Here is a 15,203-nt window from a genome sequence, read left to right as displayed (position 1 = left end):
GCCCTTCGTCCAACCCACCACCCGATCACGAGTCGACGCCCTATGTGGAGCTACATCCTCAAACGCCTGCTGCTGATGATCCCGACGCTCGTCGGCGTGCTGACGCTCACGTTCGCGGTGATCCAGTTCGTGCCGGGCGGCCCGGTCGAGCAGGCCGTGCAGGAGTTGCGCAAGGGCGCGACGGAGCAGGGCGCGACGCCGTTCGGGATGCGTGCGCACACCGGCGTCGACGCGCAGCAGCTCGCGCAACTGAAGGCGCTGTACGGCTTCGACAAGCCGCCGCTCGAACGCTACTGGCTGATGCTGAAGCGCTTCGCGCGCTTCGATCTGGGCGACAGCTACTTCCGCCACCAGAGCGTGTGGGCGCTGGTCGTGCAGAAGCTGCCCGTGTCGATCAGCATCGGGCTGTGGACGTTCTTCCTCACGTACCTGATCTCGGTGCCGCTCGGCATCGCGAAGGCCGTGCGCAACGGTTCGCCGTTCGACGTCGCGACGAGCCTCGTCGTGCTCGTCGGGTACGCGATTCCGGGCTTCGTGCTCGGCGTGCTGCTGCTCGTGCTGTTCGGCGGCGGCTCGTTCTGGCAGCTCTTTCCGCTGCGCGGCCTCACGTCGGACAACTTCGCGCAGTTGTCGCTCGCCGGCAAGGTGCTCGACTACCTGTGGCACATCGCGCTGCCGATCACCGCGTCGGTCGTCGGCAGCTTCGCGGTCGTCACGATGCTCACGAAGAACGCGTTCCTCGACCAGATCCGCCGGCAATACGTGCTGACCGCGCGCGCGAAGGGGCTCTCCGAGCGCAGCGTGCTGTGGAAGCACGTGTTCCGCAATGCGATGCTGCCGCTGATCGTCGGCTTTCCGGCCGCGTTCATCGGCGCGTTCTTCACCGGCAGCCTGCTGATCGAGACGCTGTTCTCGCTCGACGGCCTGGGCCTGCTGTCGTACGAGTCGGTCGTGCGGCGCGATTACCCGGTCGTGCTCGGCACGCTGTACCTGTTCACGCTGATCGGGCTCGCGACCAAGCTGATCTCCGATCTTTGCTATGTGTGGGTCGATCCGCGCATTCAATTCGACAACCTGGAGCGCTGACATGAAACGAGCCGTTCGCATGCCCGGCGTCATCGGGCGAGGCGCGCGATGAACCGGGCCGTCGCATCCCCCCGCATCGATGCCGCGCGCGCGCGCGTGTCGCCGTCGCCCGCGCGCCGCGTGTGGCAGCGCTTCAGGCAGCAGCGCCTCGGCTACTGGAGCTTCGTGATCTTCGTCGTGGCCTTTGCCGCGAGCCTTGCGGCGCCGCTGTGGTCGAACGACAAGCCGCTCGTCGTGCGCTACGACGGCCAGACCTATTTCCCGATGTTCCATGCGTACCCGGAGACGACCTTCGGCGGCGATTTCCCGACGCCGGCCGACTATCTCGATCCGTACGTGCGCAAGCGGCTCGAGGCGCCCGGCAACTTCGTCGTCTATCCGCCGAACCGCTATTACTACGACACGCTGAACTACTTCTCGAACGTGCCGAATCCGGCGCCGCCGTCGCGCGAGAACTGGCTCGGCACCGATGCGCAGGGCCGCGACCTGCTCGCGCGGCTCGTGTACGGGTTCCGCGTGTCGGTCGAGTTCGGGTTGATCCTGACCGCGATCGGCACGCTGCTCGGGATCGCCGCGGGCGCGGTGCAGGGCTTCTTCGGCGGGCGCATCGACATCGTCGGGCAGCGGCTGATCGAGATCTGGAACTCGCTGCCGGAGCTGTACCTGCTGATCATCTTCGCGTCGATCTTCGAGCCGAGCTTCCTGCTGCTGATCGTGCTGCTGTCGCTGTTCGGCTGGATCGGGCTCGCCGACTACGTGCGCGCGGAATTCCTGCGCAACCGCACGCAGGACTACGTGCGCGCGGCCCGCGCGATGGGGCTGACGAACTGGCAGATCATCTGGCGCCACGTGCTGCCGAACAGTCTGACGCCGGTGATCACGTTCCTGCCGTTCCGGATGAGCGGCTCGATCCTCGCGCTCACCAGCCTCGATTTCCTCGGCCTCGGCGTACCGCCGCCGACGCCGAGCCTGGGCGAGCTGCTCGCGCAGGGCAAGGGCAATCTCGATGCGTGGTGGATCTCGCTGTCGACGTTCGGCGTGCTGGTCGCGACGCTGCTGCTGCTGACCTTCATGGGCGATGCGCTGCGCAACGCGCTCGACACGCGGATCGCCGATTCGGTGCGCGCGGCGGGAGGGCAGCGATGAGCGAGTCGACCGTATCGACGCAACACGAGCCGCTGCTGTCGCTCGAGCGTCTGCACGTCCGTTTCGGCGACACGGTCGCGGTCGACGACGTGACGCTCGCGATCGGGCGCGGCGAGCGCGTCGCGCTCGTCGGCGAGTCGGGGTCCGGCAAGAGCGTGACCGCGCTGTCGATCCTGCGGTTGCTGCGCGACGCCGAGGTCACGGGCGCGATCCGCTTCGCGGGGCAGGATCTGGCGGCCAGGAGCGAGCGCGAGATGCGCGGGCTGCGCGGCTCGGACATCGCGATGATCTTCCAGGAGCCGATGACGGCGCTCAATCCGCTGTATACGATCGGCGTGCAGATCGGCGAGACGATCGTGCTGCACGACGGCGTATCGGCCGTGGAGGCGCGCAAGCGGGCGATCGCGCTGCTCGCGCGCACCGGCATCGCGGAGCCGGACAAGCGCGTCGACAGCTACCCGCACCAGTTGTCGGGCGGCCAGCGGCAGCGCGCGATGATCGCGATGGCGCTCGCGTGCCGGCCGCGCCTGCTGCTCGCCGACGAGCCGACCACCGCGCTCGACGTGACGATCCGCGCGCAGATCGTCGATCTGCTGCTGGAACTGCAGCGCGAGGAAGCGGAAAAGCGCGGGATGGCGATCCTGCTGATCACGCACGACCTGAATCTCGTGCGGCACTTCGCGCAGCGCGTCGCGGTGATGGAGCACGGCCGGCTGGTCGAGAGCGGGCCCGTCGAGCGGATCTTCGCGGCGCCCGAGCATCCGTATACGCAGCGGCTGCTGAACAGCCGGCCGCAGCGGGCGGTCACGCCGGTGATGCCGATCGCGCCCGTCGTGCTCGACGCGCGCCACGTGAGCGTGCAGTTCGCGCGCAAGCGGCCGGGCTTCGCGGGTTGGTTCGGCACGGTGCCGGTGACGGCCGTGGCCGACGTGTCGGTGTCGGTGCGGCAGGGCGAAACGCTCGGGATCGTCGGCGAATCGGGATCGGGGAAGTCGACGCTTGCGATGGCGCTGCTCGGGCTGCAGAAGACGGCCGGCGGCGAGATCGAATTCCAGGGACGCGCGCTGTCGACCTATCGCGGCCGCGAGCAGACCGCGCTGCGCTCGAACATGCAGGTGGTCTTTCAGGATCCGTTCAGTTCGCTTTCGCCGCGTCACACGATCGAGCGGATCGTCGGCGAGGGGCTCGAGCTGCACCGCCCGGACATGACGCCCGATGCGCGCCGCGCGAAATCGCTCGCGGTGCTGCGCGAAGTCGGCCTCGACCGCACGGTGCTGCACCGTTATCCGCACGAATTCTCGGGCGGCCAGCGCCAGCGGATCGCGATCGCGCGCGCGCTGGTGCTGGAGCCGCGCATCCTGATCCTCGACGAGCCGACCTCGGCGCTCGACGTGTCGATCCAGCAGCAGGTGCTGAAGCTGCTCGCGAATTTGCAACAGAAATACAACCTCGGCTACGTCTTCATCAGCCACGACCTGGAGGTGATCGGCGCGATGGCGCACCGCGTCGCGGTGATGCAGGACGGCGCCGTCGTCGAGTCGGGGGAGGTGGCCGACGTCTTCACGAGACCGTCACATCCTTACACACAAAAGCTGTTGAAAGCGGTCTGGAAAGCGTGATAGGCGTCCAATGGTCTGACCATCTCGATTGTATTTTTTAATTTGTTTTGACAAACGATTACGCGCTGGCTAGTATCGACCGAAATTTTCCGCCAATCAGCTGATTTTTAAGCACATTCCATCGACCAATGCAGCATCGATCCCTGACCCAGGCATGCGCGCGCACCATCGCCGGGCTATTCATCGGCGCCCTGTTCGCAGCAGCTCCCGGCGCGTTCGCCGACGAAGTCAGCAGTTTTAACCAGAATGTCACCAATTCGACTCAGATCGGGTCGGGTTCCTCCCTCCAGCAGGCCAGCGTGCAGCCGTCCGGCGGCGCGAAGTCGTTCCTTGCCGGCATGGCGGGCAAGGCAGGCGACGTGGTGGTCGGCGCGCTGAACATGATCGGCGTGCGGTATCGCTGGGGCGGCAACTCGCCGGATTCGGGCCTCGACTGCAGCGGTTTCGTGCGCTACGTGTTCCAGGACACGCTCGGCATGTCGCTGCCGCGTCGCGCGGAAGAAATGAGCCGTGTCGGCGAAAAGGTGAGCATGAGCAACCTGAAGCCGGGCGATCTCGTGTTCTTCAACACGATGCGCCGCACGTTCTCGCACGTCGGCATCTACATCGGCGACAACAAGTTCGTGCATTCGCCGTCGACGGGCAGCACCGTCCGCGTCGACGATCTCGACAGCGGCTATTGGGAAAAGCGTTTCACCGGCGCGCGCCGGATCGAATCGGAATTCCCGATGAAGCCCGAAGACCTGCGTCAGCGCGTGCGCGCGACGCTCGGCGACGATTCGGCGAACGGCAGCAACTGACGTTGGCCGGTCGGTCAGGCCGGACAATAAAAAACCCTGTCACCGGAAGGCGGCAGGGTTTTTTGTTTTGAGGCCGGCACGGACGACGGACGAGGCGGAAATCGTTCCGTCGGCCACCGGCAGGCGCGTGTGCCGCGGCCTCCCGCCCATCGTGTTATGCGGCGGCAGTCACGCCACGCGCCGCCGCGAGCTTGCGCTGCAGTTCCGGCATGATGCGCGCGACTGCTTCCTCGCCCGCGAGGATCGCCGCGTTGCGCTGGTTGAAGTCGCTGCCGCCCATCGCCGCGAGGTTCGGACGAATCACGACGTCCGCATACTTGTCGAGTTCGTAGGTCTTGATCGTCTGACCCATGATCGTGAAGGTCTGCAACAGCATCTCGATCGGGTTGTTGGTCGCCGCGCCGTCGGGCCGGGCCGAGATGTCGACCGCGATCACGAAGCTCGCGCCCATCTTGCGCGCGAACGATGCGGGCACCGGGCTCACGAGGCCGCCGTCCACATATTCGCGGCTGCCGATCTTCACCGGCTCGAACACTGACGGCACGCTGCACGACGCGCGCACCGCGAGCCCCGTGTTGCCTTGCTGGAACAGGATCGGCTGGCCGCTTTGGAGGTCCGTCGCGACGATGCCGAGCGGCTTCGCCATCTTCTCGATCGGCCGGTTGTTGAGTGTCTTGTTCAGGAAATTCTGCAGCGCCACGCCTTGCAGCAGGCCGCGCGAGCGGAACGGCAACGCCCAGTCGCTGATCGACGCCTGGTCCATGTCGAGGGCGATCTTGTTGATCTGCAGCGCGTTCATGCCCGACGCGTAGAGCGCGCCGACCACCGAGCCCGCGCTCGTCCCGGCGACGATCTCGATCGGGATGCCGCGCGCCTCGAGCGCCTTCAGCACGCCGATGTGCGAGAAGCCGCGCGCGGCGCCGCCGCCGAGCGCGATGCCGATCTTCACCGGCTTCTCCTGCGGCAATGCCGTGCCGGGGCGGGACTTGTCGCCGATGGACGTACAGGCGGCGAGGCTGGCGGACGCGCACGCGATCGTGAAGTGGCGGCGCGACAGGCGAGGGGACGACATCGAATGGTTCTCCGGCGGCTTGGCGCGGCGGGTCGTGCGGCCCGCGGCTGCGATGGTTTCCGAGGCCGCGCGGCGGGTTCCGTGCGGCCGGCGCGGCGCCGGCTGGCGGCCGCGGCGCGCACATCATAAAGCAAGCGGCGCGCTTGGCGCGATGTCCGGCGCGAGTATAATTCCGGCTTCTTTCCCGTTCCGGGCGTCGCCGGCTCCGTTGCTGTCCACGCTGCCGCCACCGTCCCGCGTCGAATCATTCATGCGCCCCAGGCGTTCGAGTTACCTTTTATGACCCGTCCTGTCCGTACCCGCTTCGCGCCGAGTCCCACCGGCTTCATCCACCTCGGCAACATCCGCTCCGCACTCTATCCGTGGGCGTTCGCCCGCAAGATGAAAGGCACGTTCGTGCTGCGCATCGAGGATACCGACGTCGAGCGCTCGTCGCAGGAAGCGGTCGATGCGATCCTCGAAGGGATGCAATGGCTCGGGCTGGATTTCGACGAAGGTCCGATCTACCAGATGCAGCGGATGGACCGCTATCGCGAAGTGCTCGCGCAGATGCTCGAGAAGGGCCTCGCGTATCCGTGCTACATGTCGGCCGAGGAACTCGACGCGCTGCGCGAACGCCAGCGCGAGGCCGGCCTGAAGCCGCGCTACGACGGTACGTGGCGTCCGGAGCCCGGCAAGGTGCTGCCGGAGCCGCCGGCCGGCGTGAAGCCGGTGCTGCGCTTTCGCAATCCGCTGACGGGTACGGTCGTGTGGGACGACGCGGTGAAGGGGCGTGTGGAGATCTCGAACGAGGAACTCGACGACCTCGTGATCGCGCGCCCGGACGGCACGCCGATCTACAACTTCTGCGTGGTGGTGGACGACATGGACATGGGCATCACGCACGTGATCCGTGGCGACGACCATGTGAACAACACGCCGCGCCAGATCAACATCCTGAAGGCGCTCGGCGGCGAGCCGCCCGTCTATGCGCACCTGCCGACCGTGCTGAACGAGCAGGGCGAGAAGATGAGCAAGCGGCATGGCGCGATGAGCGTGATGGCGTACCGCGATGCGGGCTTCCTGCCTGAAGCCGTGGTCAACTATCTCGCGCGTCTCGGCTGGTCGCACGGCGATGCGGAAATCTTCTCGCGCGAGCAGTTCGTCGAATGGTTCGATCTCGAGCATCTCGGCAAGTCGCCCGCGCAGTACGACCACAGCAAGCTGAGCTGGCTGAACGCGCACTACATCAAGGAAGCCGACAACGCACGCCTTGCGGAACTCGCGAAGCCGTTTCTCGACGCGCTCGGCATCGACGACGCGGCGATCGCGACGGGCCCGGCGCTCGATGCGGTGGTCGGCCTGATGAAGGATCGTGCGACGACGGTCAAGGAGATCGCGGAAGGCGCGACGATGTTCTACCGTGTGCCGGCGCCCGACGCGGACGCGCTCGCGCAGCACGTGACCGATGCGGTACGGCCGGCGCTGGCGGATCTCGTCGCCGCGCTGAAGGCGGCCGAGTGGACGAAGGAGGCGGTGTCCGCCGCGCTGAAGGCGACGCTCGCCGCGCACAAGCTCAAGATGCCGCAGCTCGCGATGCCGGTGCGTCTGCTGGTGGCGGGCACGACGCATACGCCGTCGATCGACGCGGTGCTCGTGCTGTTCGGTCGCGACGTCGTGGTGTCGCGCATCGAGGCCGCGCTGGCCTGAGTTCGTGCGTCATTGAAGCTGTCTGCGCGTGAGCGCGCGGCAGCTTCGCAAAAAATTTCGCACGAATCGCAAAAAGGGTATTTACAAGATCAAAGTAGGTCCATATAATCTCATTTCTGTTCTGCAAGGGGGTATAGCTCAGCTGGGAGAGCGCTTGCATGGCATGCAAGAGGTCAGCGGTTCGATCCCGCTTACCTCCACCATCAGAACAAACCGAATTGATTGGCGAAGCAGCGGTAGTAATAAATGCTTCACAAAATGATTCAAAGCAGTTAGAATTCCGGCCTTCGCTGTTGACTGGAAGTAAATAGCGAAAGTCAGACAAATCTGAAAAGATTTTGTCCCCTTCGTCTAGAGGCCTAGGACATCACCCTTTCACGGTGAGTACAGGGGTTCGAATCCCCTAGGGGACGCCAAATTCAGCGGCGTTTCGTAGAAGTGTCGCGAGGCTTGCAGGAACGTAACCGACGTCCTGCAGGTTGGGTAAGAAAGCTGGAGCGGTAGTTCAGTCGGTTAGAATACCGGCCTGTCACGCCGGGGGTCGCGGGTTCGAGTCCCGTCCGCTCCGCCAGAACGAAGCCCGTTCAAGACGTTTTTGAGCGGGCTTTTGTATTAAAGATGTAAGCAGTACGTTGTCCCCTTCGTCTAGAGGCCTAGGACATCACCCTTTCACGGTGAGTACAGGGGTTCGAATCCCCTAGGGGACGCCAGATTCAGCGGCGTTTCATGGAAGTGCCGCAACGCGTGCAGGAACGTGACGAGATCCTGCAGGCGGTAGTGCAGAAAGCTGGAGCGGTAGTTCAGTTGGTTAGAATACCGGCCTGTCACGCCGGGGGTCGCGGGTTCGAGCCCCGTCCGCTCCGCCAGAACGAAGCCCGTTCAAAAGCGTTTTTTGAACGGGCTTTCTCGTTAAGGATGTAAGCAGTACGTTGTCCCCTTCGTCTAGAGGCCTAGGACATCACCCTTTCACGGTGAGTACAGGGGTTCGAATCCCCTAGGGGACGCCAGATTTCGGCGTCGTTCGAACAAACGACGTGCCGGCAGGAGGTAACCGACGCCTGCCAGGCAAGTAGCAAGACTGGAGCGGTAGTTCAGTCGGTTAGAATACCGGCCTGTCACGCCGGGGGTCGCGGGTTCGAGTCCCGTCCGCTCCGCCAAACAAACAAGAATGCCCGCCTCGTGCGGGCATTCTTGTTTGTGCGTTGTGGTTTTGCGCCTGCTGGCGGGCGCGTGACTGCGGAGCGGAGGAAGCCGCCTGCGCGGCTTCCGGCGGGACTCGAAGGGCTGCGCGTGCAAGCGCAGCCGCGGCCTGCAGGATGTGGGCGAGTCCCGTCCGCTCCGCCAAACAAACAACAATGCCCGCCTCGTGCGGGCATTGTTGTTTGTGCTTTGTGGTCCCGCATGCTGCACCGAGCACCGCGCCCCTACGAGAAATTCGCGATTGCATCCGTACGCGACTGCGCTATCGTGGCGGGATGCGTTTCCGACTCCTGCGCGATGCTCGATCCGACCGACCTGCGACTCCTGTATCAGCTCCGGCCCGCGGAGCCCGATGATTTTCCGTATGCCGAAGCGTTGACGCACGGCAACATGGGCGGCTACTACAAGCGTCATGGGCTCGTATGGCGCAGCGACCTGTTCTATGCGAGCTGGCGCGAATCCGAAAACTTCATCCTCGAGGCCGACGGCGAGCGCATCGGCGTGCTGCGCGTGACCGAGGAGGGCGATTCGCTGCATATTCGCGACGTGCAGATCGCGGCCGGCCATCGCGGGCAGGGCGCCGGCACCTACATGCTCGAGATGTCGCATCGCTGGGCACGTGCGCGCGGGCTGCACGAACTGCAGTTGCGCGTGTTCGTCGATAACCCTGCCGCGCGTTTGTACCTGCGCATGGGCTACCAGGTGACCGGCCCGCGGCTCGCGCAACTCGGCTCGATCCGCCACATGGTGCGGCCGGTCTGACGGCCCGGCGCGCCGGCGCGCGAGGATCAGCGCACCGTGTCGATCGCGCCGTCGCCGTCCCGCGCGTCGTCGTCCGCGCCGCGGCCTTCCGGGCCTCGATGTTCGTAGCCGCGCAGCATGAACGCACGCGGGCTTTCGCCGAATGCCCGGCGGAACATGGCCGAGAACGCGCTCTGGCTCTGGTAGCCGAGTTCGCGCGCGATATGCGACAGCGGGCGCCCCTGGTTCAGCAGCGGGATCGCCCGTGCGAGCAGCGCCTGCTGACGCCACTGCGAAAAGCTCACCCCGAGTTCCTGCTTGAAGAGCCGCGAGATCGTGCGCGTGCTCGCCCCGACCTCGCTCGCCCAGTGTTCGAGCGATTCCGCATGCGCGGGGTGCGCGAGTACCGATTCGCACAGAAGACGCAACCGTTTCTCGTCGGGCATCGGCACTGCGAGCGGCAACGGTTCGGCATGACTCAGTTCGTCGAGCACGAGCCCGCACAGCAGGTGCTCGCGCGCGGTGCTCAGTTCGCGCGCGTCGAGTGCGACGATCAGTTCGCGCAGCAGCCCCGTCACCTCGACGACGCGGCACGCATCGAGGCCGCCCGGCACGATCGATTCGTCGATGTACAGCGTGCGCAAGTAGGCCTCTTCGACGATTGTGACTTCGTGCGTCACGTGCGGCGGCACCCAGATCGCGCGGGACGGCGGCACCATCCAGGTCGTGCCGGTCGTCGCCACGCGCAGCACGCCGCGCGATGCGTATGCGAGTTGCGCCCACGCATGCGTGTGCAGCGGAATGCGGTGGCCGGCATCGACCTGCCGTGCGCGCACGCGCATCGGATGAACGGCGGTCGGCGCGAATTCCGGCGGGATGTCGATGACGTCGTACGGGTTCGATACGTCGGCTGGAGTGGGCGGATTCATGAACGGTTCGGGCGGCGCGGCGGCGATGCCGTCATTTTAGAAGGCGCAGCGCGTGCGCATGCGGCGGTTTGTCGGGTCATCATGCCGGGTTCAAATGAACTTTGTGTGGGCATCGGCGAATCCGGAGCAGCGCCGCAGCCGCGCGCGCCGACCGTTCGAACCATCGGGCCGGTATCGCGGTCTATCGATGCGTGCGCCAGATCGCGCCCATCGCGCACCGATCGCACGCAAACACGGCAACACACGAATTGAAGAGGAGAACCACGATGCGCCACGTATTCGTCTATGGCACCTTGAGAGCCGGACAGGCCAACGACATCGGCCATGCGGCCGCCCGCCACGGCATCGCCGCGCCGACGCTGCTGGGCGCGGCCGCGCTGCCGGGTGAGCTGTACGATTTCGGCACGTATCCGGGCATGATTGCCGGGACGGTCGGCAAGTCGCTGGTGTGGGGCGACGTCTACGAGGTCGACGAGCGGCTCGTCCCGGTGCTCGACGAGATCGAGCGCGTCTATCCGGGCGTCGACTCGCTGTTCAAGCCGCAGGAGGTAACGGTCGAGCTCGGCGGCCGGCAGTATGCCTGCCTGTATTATCCGGTCGCCGCGCACGCGGCAGCCGGGCGCCCGCGTATCACGTCGGGCGACTGGGTCCAGCACCGGCGCGAGCAGGAAGCCGCCGCCTGAGCGTGCCTGCCGGCGGCGGCTGGCATCGCCGCAAAAAGGAAGCGCCCCGCGGGGCGCTTCTTTCATGCCGTCCTCCATGCGGCCGGCGGTGCGGCGTGGGGCCGGCCGCCGATCGCAACGGACGTGCCGTCAGATTTCCTCGTACAGCGGCAGCGTCAGGAATTCGGTGAAGCCTTCCGACGTCGACATCTGCTCGAAGATCGCCGCGGCGCGTTCGTACGGCTGCGTGTTGCCGCCGACCGCGCGCTTCACGTTGTCGAGTTCGATCTTCGCGAATTCGCGCACGAGCTCGGCCGTGACCTTGCGGCCGTCGTCGAGCACGCCCTTCGGCGAGCGGATCCATTGCCACACCTGCGAGCGGGAAATCTCGGCCGTCGCCGCGTCTTCCATCAGGTTGTGGATCGGCACGCAGCCGTTGCCGTCGAGCCACGCGCCGAGGTAGTGGATCCCGACGTTGATGTTGTTGCGCAGGCCGGCTTCGGTGATCGGCGCTTCCGGCTGGAAGTCGAGCAGGTTTTTCGCTTCGACCTGCACGTCGTCGCGCTGCTTCGCGATCTGGTTCGGCTTGTCGCCGAGCACCTTGACGAATTCCTCCATCGCGATCGGCACGAGGCCCGGGTGCGCGACCCAGCCGCCGTCGTAGCCGTCGGTCGCGTCGCGCTGCTTGTCCGAGCGCACGCCGCCCATCGCCTTGTCGTTCGCTTCCGGATCGTTCTTGATCGGAATCAGCGCGCTCATCCCGCCGATCGCCGGCGCGTTGCGCTTGTGACAGGTCTTCAGCAGCAGCAGCGCGTATGCACGCATGAACGGCACCGTCATCGTGATCTTCGAACGGTCGGCCAGGCAGAAGTCGCGGTCGTTCTTGAACTTCTTGATCGCCGAGAAGATGTAGTCCCAGCGGCCGGCGTTCAGGCCCGAGCTGTGCTCGCGCAGCTCGTACAGGATCTCGTCCATCTCGAACGCGGCGAGGATCGTCTCGATCAGCACCGTCGCGCGGATCGTGCCGCGCGGCACGCCGACCGCTTCCTGCGCGGCGACGAAGATGTCGTTCCACAGGCGCGCCTCGAGATGGCTTTCCATCTTCGGCAGGTAGAAGTACGGGCCCGAGCCGCGCGCGAGCAGTTCCTTCGCGTTGTGGAACAGGAACAGCGCGAAATCGAAGATGCCGCCGGACACGCGCTGGCCGTCGACCGTCACGTGCTTCTCGTCGAGGTGCCAGCCGCGCGGGCGCACGATCAGCGTCGCGACCTTGTCGTTCAGCTTGTACGACTTGCCGTTCTGTTCGAGCGAGATCGTGCGGCGCACCGCGTCCTTCAGGTTGATCTGGCCGTCGATCTGGTTCGTCCAGCTCGGCGCGTTCGAATCCTCGAAGTCCGTCATGTACGAATCGGCGCCCGAGTTCAGCGCGTTGATGATCATCTTGCGCTCGACGGGGCCCGTGATCTCGACGCGGCGGCATTGCAGGTCGGCCGGCAGCGGCGCGACCTTCCAGTCGCCTTCGCGGATCGCCTTCGTCTCGGCGAGGAAATCAGGGCGTTCGCCCGCGTCGAGGCGCTTCGTGCGCTCGACGCGGGCCTGCAGCAGCGCCTGGCGACGCGATTCGAACGTGCGGTGCAGCGCCGCGACGAGTGCCAGCGCGTCGGGCGTCAGGATCGCTTCGTAACCCGGCTTGATTTCGCCGGTGATCGTCATGCCTTGCGGCAGCGTGATCGGGGTGCTCATGAGTCTCATCTCCTTGGTCGGTCAGTTGCGGTTTCGGTGAAGGGGGAAGGCGGCATCCGCGAGCGTCATGCACCCGGGCCGGGGCGCGTGCGGTTCGCGGGTCTGCCGGACGGAGCCGGGGCGGGTGCGGCGAGGAAGGCGAGCAGGTCTGCCATGCCGGTGCCGGTGCCGTCGGGCGGCGCGCCGAGTTCCTCGGCGGGCGCGCCCGTGCGGTTGAGCCAGAACGTCGTGTAGCCGAACCAGGTCGCGCCGGCGACGTCCCACGCGTTCGACGACACGAACACGATGTCGCGCGGGTTCGCCCCGAACGCGGCGGTGCCGAGCGCATAGGCGGCCGGGCTCGGCTTGTACGCGCGCACGGTGTCGGCCGACAGCACGCGATCGAACAGGCCGGACATGCCCGCGCTCTTGATCGCGATGTCGAGCATCTGCGGGGTGCCGTTCGACAGGATCGCGAGCGGCCGGCGCGGGTCGAGCGCGCGCAGCTTGCGCAGCGCGGGCACCGTATCGGGATAGGTGGACAGGCACGCGTATTCGTCCATCAGCCGCTTCTCGGCCGCGCCGTTCAGCACGAGCCCGAGCCGGCGCGCGGCGAACCGCAGCGCATCGAGCGTGATGTCCCGGAACGGGCGGTAGTGCGCGCCGGCCGGATCGGCGAGCGTGCGCAGCTGCGAGTATTCGATCTGCTTGCGTCGCCACAGCTGCGACAACCGTTCCCCGTGTCCGGGGAACATCTGCTCTGCCGCGGCCAGCACGGCACGCACGTCGAACAACGTGCCGAATGCGTCGAAGAGAATGGCGTCGGGAGAGGAGAGTGTCGTTGTGGCCGACATAGCCTTGCGCTCCAGTTTCAGAGGTCGGGTCGATTGTATTCGTGATAGAAGATGCTAAAAAATACGCTAAACATCACTTGATCTTTTACTTTCATATACCTAATCTGAGCGGCCCAAGCTATTTGAAGGGCGGCGATGCCGTCTTCTCGCGAGCGTCATGGACCGGTTCAAACAGATCGAAACGTTCGCCGCGGTCGCGGCAAAAGGCAGCCTGTCGGCGGCCGCGCATGCGGAAGGGGTCGCGCCGGCGATCATCGGCCGCCGCCTCGACGCGCTCGAGGAGCGGCTCGGCGTCAAGCTCCTGGTGCGCACGACGCGCAAGCTCACGCTGACGTTCGAGGGTTCGGCGTTCCTCGAGGATTGCCAGCGCATCATCAACGACATGCAGAACGCGGAAGCGAGCGTGTCCGCCGGCGGCGTGAAGGCCAGCGGCCACCTGCGCATTTCCGCGCCGGCCGGCTTCGGCCGGCGGCACGTCGCGCCGCTCGTGCCCGAATTCAGCGGCGCGCACCCGGACGTGTCGGTCACGCTCGACCTGTCCGACCGGATGGTCGATCTCGTCAACGAAGGATTCGATTGCGCGGTGCGGCTCGGCGAGCTGCCCGACTCGTCGCTGGTATCGCTGAAGCTCGGCGAGAATCGCCGCGTGTGCGTCGCGTCTCCCGCGTATCTCGAGCGGCGCGGCATGCCGGTCACGCTCGCGGAACTGGCGCGGCACAACTGCCTCGCGCTCGCGGCGAACGCGAACCAGCAGCGCGGCTGGACGTTCCAGGAAGACGGCAAGGTCGTGTCGATCCGCGTGAACGGCACGATGGAATGCTCGGACGGCGCGGTGCTGCACGAGTGGTGCCTCGCCGGCCATGGCCTGGCGTGGCGCTCGTGGTGGGAAGTCGGCGAGGACATCGCGGCCGGCCGGCTCGTCAGCGTGCTCGATGCATTCGCCGCGCCGCCGATCGGCATCCATGCGGTGTTTCCGCAGCGCCGGCATCTGCCGTTGCGCGTGCGCCTGTTTCTCGATTACCTGAAGCATACGTACGAGCGGCCCGGCTATTGGGGCGGGTAGGCGACACGCGCCCGCGTGTTTCCGATATGAGGGCGAACCCGCTGGCGGCGCGGCGTGCGCGGTTTCGCGCACTACAATCGTAAGAGGCATGCGCGCCGTGTCGCGGCCGGCTCGGCCGGCGCCGCGGCGCGTGGCGTGCAATCGACGAAGGAGGGCGCGATGTTCCGGCACATCCTCGTTCCAACCGACGGTTCCGAACTGTCGCAAAAGGCGATCGACGGTGCGATCGACCTGGCTCGCGCGGTCGGCGCGCGCGTGACGGCCTACGCGTGCCTGCCGCAATACCCGTACTCGCCGTTTTCCGAAGTGATCATCGAGCCGCCCGCGGATTTCCGCGCGCGCAGCGAGCGCGAGGCGCGTGCGCATCTCGACGAGGTGGAAGCGGCCGCGAAGGCGGCCGGGGTCGCGTGCGACACGTGGACGAGCGTGCATCCGTCGCCGTATCTCGGCATCATCGAGGCGGCCGAACGCGGCGGGTGCGACGTGATCTTCATGGCGTCCCACGGACGCCGCGGGCTCGGCAGCCTGCTGATCGGCAGCGAGACGCAGCGCGTGCTGACCCATACGAAAATTCCGGTGATCGTCTATCGGTAGGGCAGCGCCGGCCGTGGCCGGGCGGC

13 protein-coding genes and 7 tRNA genes are annotated in these 15,203 nt (G+C 66.3%); 16 read left to right on the top strand and 4 right to left on the bottom strand.

Going from position 1 to position 15,203, the window contains the following annotated elements; translation table 11 throughout:
• Positions 1-42: 42 nt before the first annotated feature.
• The 4 genes from CFB52_RS10580 to CFB52_RS10565 all read left to right on the top strand — a co-directional run bounded on the left by CFB52_RS10580 (position 43) and on the right by CFB52_RS10565 (position 4,651).
• Positions 43-1,086 (top strand): microcin C ABC transporter permease YejB, encoded by a 1,044-nt coding sequence (locus tag CFB52_RS10580; RefSeq protein WP_059573664.1) that lies wholly within the window; start codon positions 43-45, stop codon positions 1,084-1,086.
• A gap of 48 nt (positions 1,087-1,134) precedes the next feature.
• Entirely contained in the window at positions 1,135-2,232 is a 1,098-nt protein-coding gene (locus CFB52_RS10575; protein WP_089464931.1) for an ABC transporter permease, read from the top strand.
• Complete coding sequence (locus CFB52_RS10570; protein WP_059573666.1) at positions 2,229-3,851, top strand: ABC transporter ATP-binding protein; 1,623 nt, start codon at positions 2,229-2,231, stop codon at positions 3,849-3,851. The genes CFB52_RS10575 and CFB52_RS10570 overlap by 4 nt, the downstream gene beginning before the upstream one ends.
• A gap of 128 nt (positions 3,852-3,979) precedes the next feature.
• Positions 3,980-4,651, top strand: coding sequence for a C40 family peptidase (locus CFB52_RS10565; protein ID WP_089464930.1), 672 nt, complete (start codon positions 3,980-3,982; stop codon positions 4,649-4,651).
• Positions 4,652-4,805: 154 nt separating this feature from the next.
• On the opposite strand, the gene CFB52_RS10560 is transcribed toward CFB52_RS10565, so the two are convergent.
• Positions 4,806-5,723 (bottom strand): patatin-like phospholipase family protein, encoded by a 918-nt coding sequence (locus tag CFB52_RS10560; RefSeq protein ID WP_099316541.1) that lies wholly within the window; start codon positions 5,721-5,723, stop codon positions 4,806-4,808.
• 279 nt (positions 5,724-6,002) lie between these two features.
• On the opposite strand from CFB52_RS10560, the gene gltX reads away from it, so the two are divergent.
• From gltX to CFB52_RS10515, 9 genes are all read left to right on the top strand, one after another.
• Positions 6,003-7,412, top strand: a complete 1,410-nt coding sequence (gene gltX, locus CFB52_RS10555; RefSeq protein ID WP_060310058.1) for a glutamate--tRNA ligase — start codon at positions 6,003-6,005, stop codon at positions 7,410-7,412.
• A gap of 127 nt (positions 7,413-7,539) precedes the next feature.
• Positions 7,540-7,615 (top strand) — tRNA-Ala (locus tag CFB52_RS10550).
• Positions 7,616-7,752: 137 nt separating this feature from the next.
• A tRNA-Glu gene (locus CFB52_RS10545) sits at positions 7,753-7,828 on the top strand.
• Between the two features lie 78 nt (positions 7,829-7,906).
• Positions 7,907-7,983 (top strand) — tRNA-Asp (locus tag CFB52_RS10540).
• A gap of 63 nt (positions 7,984-8,046) precedes the next feature.
• Positions 8,047-8,122 (top strand) — tRNA-Glu (locus tag CFB52_RS10535).
• A gap of 79 nt (positions 8,123-8,201) precedes the next feature.
• A tRNA-Asp gene (locus CFB52_RS10530) sits at positions 8,202-8,278 on the top strand.
• Positions 8,279-8,343: 65 nt separating this feature from the next.
• A tRNA-Glu gene (locus CFB52_RS10525) sits at positions 8,344-8,419 on the top strand.
• Positions 8,420-8,492: 73 nt separating this feature from the next.
• Positions 8,493-8,569 (top strand) — tRNA-Asp (locus CFB52_RS10520).
• A gap of 340 nt (positions 8,570-8,909) precedes the next feature.
• Positions 8,910-9,374 (top strand): GNAT family N-acetyltransferase, encoded by a 465-nt coding sequence (locus CFB52_RS10515; protein ID WP_059573669.1) that lies wholly within the window; start codon positions 8,910-8,912, stop codon positions 9,372-9,374.
• Positions 9,375-9,400: 26 nt separating this feature from the next.
• Here the strand turns inward: CFB52_RS10515 and CFB52_RS10510 are convergent, their stop codons facing one another.
• Positions 9,401-10,282 carry a helix-turn-helix domain-containing protein gene (locus CFB52_RS10510; RefSeq protein WP_099316540.1) on the bottom strand — a complete coding sequence of 294 codons (882 nt, stop codon included), beginning with the start codon at positions 10,280-10,282 and terminating at the stop codon, positions 9,401-9,403.
• 266 nt (positions 10,283-10,548) lie between these two features.
• Between CFB52_RS10510 and CFB52_RS10505 the strand changes: the two genes are divergently transcribed.
• Positions 10,549-10,965 carry a gamma-glutamylcyclotransferase gene (locus CFB52_RS10505; protein WP_099316539.1) on the top strand — a complete coding sequence of 139 codons (417 nt, stop codon included), beginning with the start codon at positions 10,549-10,551 and terminating at the stop codon, positions 10,963-10,965.
• A 129-nt stretch (positions 10,966-11,094) separates the two neighbouring features.
• On the opposite strand, the gene aceB is transcribed toward CFB52_RS10505, so the two are convergent.
• Entirely contained in the window at positions 11,095-12,687 is a 1,593-nt protein-coding gene (gene aceB / locus CFB52_RS10500; protein WP_059573729.1) for a malate synthase A, read from the bottom strand.
• Positions 12,688-12,752: 65 nt separating this feature from the next.
• Entirely contained in the window at positions 12,753-13,520 is a 768-nt protein-coding gene (locus CFB52_RS10495) for a haloacid dehalogenase type II (RefSeq protein WP_099316538.1), read from the bottom strand.
• Between the two features lie 157 nt (positions 13,521-13,677).
• Here CFB52_RS10495 and CFB52_RS10490 point away from each other — a divergent pair, with 157 nt between their 5' ends.
• Entirely contained in the window at positions 13,678-14,583 is a 906-nt protein-coding gene (locus CFB52_RS10490; protein ID WP_089464927.1) for a LysR family transcriptional regulator, read from the top strand.
• A gap of 159 nt (positions 14,584-14,742) precedes the next feature.
• A complete protein-coding gene (locus tag CFB52_RS10485; RefSeq protein WP_011549516.1) occupies positions 14,743-15,177 on the top strand; it encodes a universal stress protein in 435 nt (144 codons plus the stop codon).
• Positions 15,178-15,203 lie beyond the last annotated feature (26 nt).

Origin of the sequence: Burkholderia sp. AU18528 (assembly GCF_002223215.2) — a bacterium.
Taxonomy (GTDB): domain Bacteria; phylum Pseudomonadota; class Gammaproteobacteria; order Burkholderiales; family Burkholderiaceae; genus Burkholderia; species Burkholderia semiarida.
This window is presented reverse-complemented; position numbering and strand designations above follow the sequence as displayed.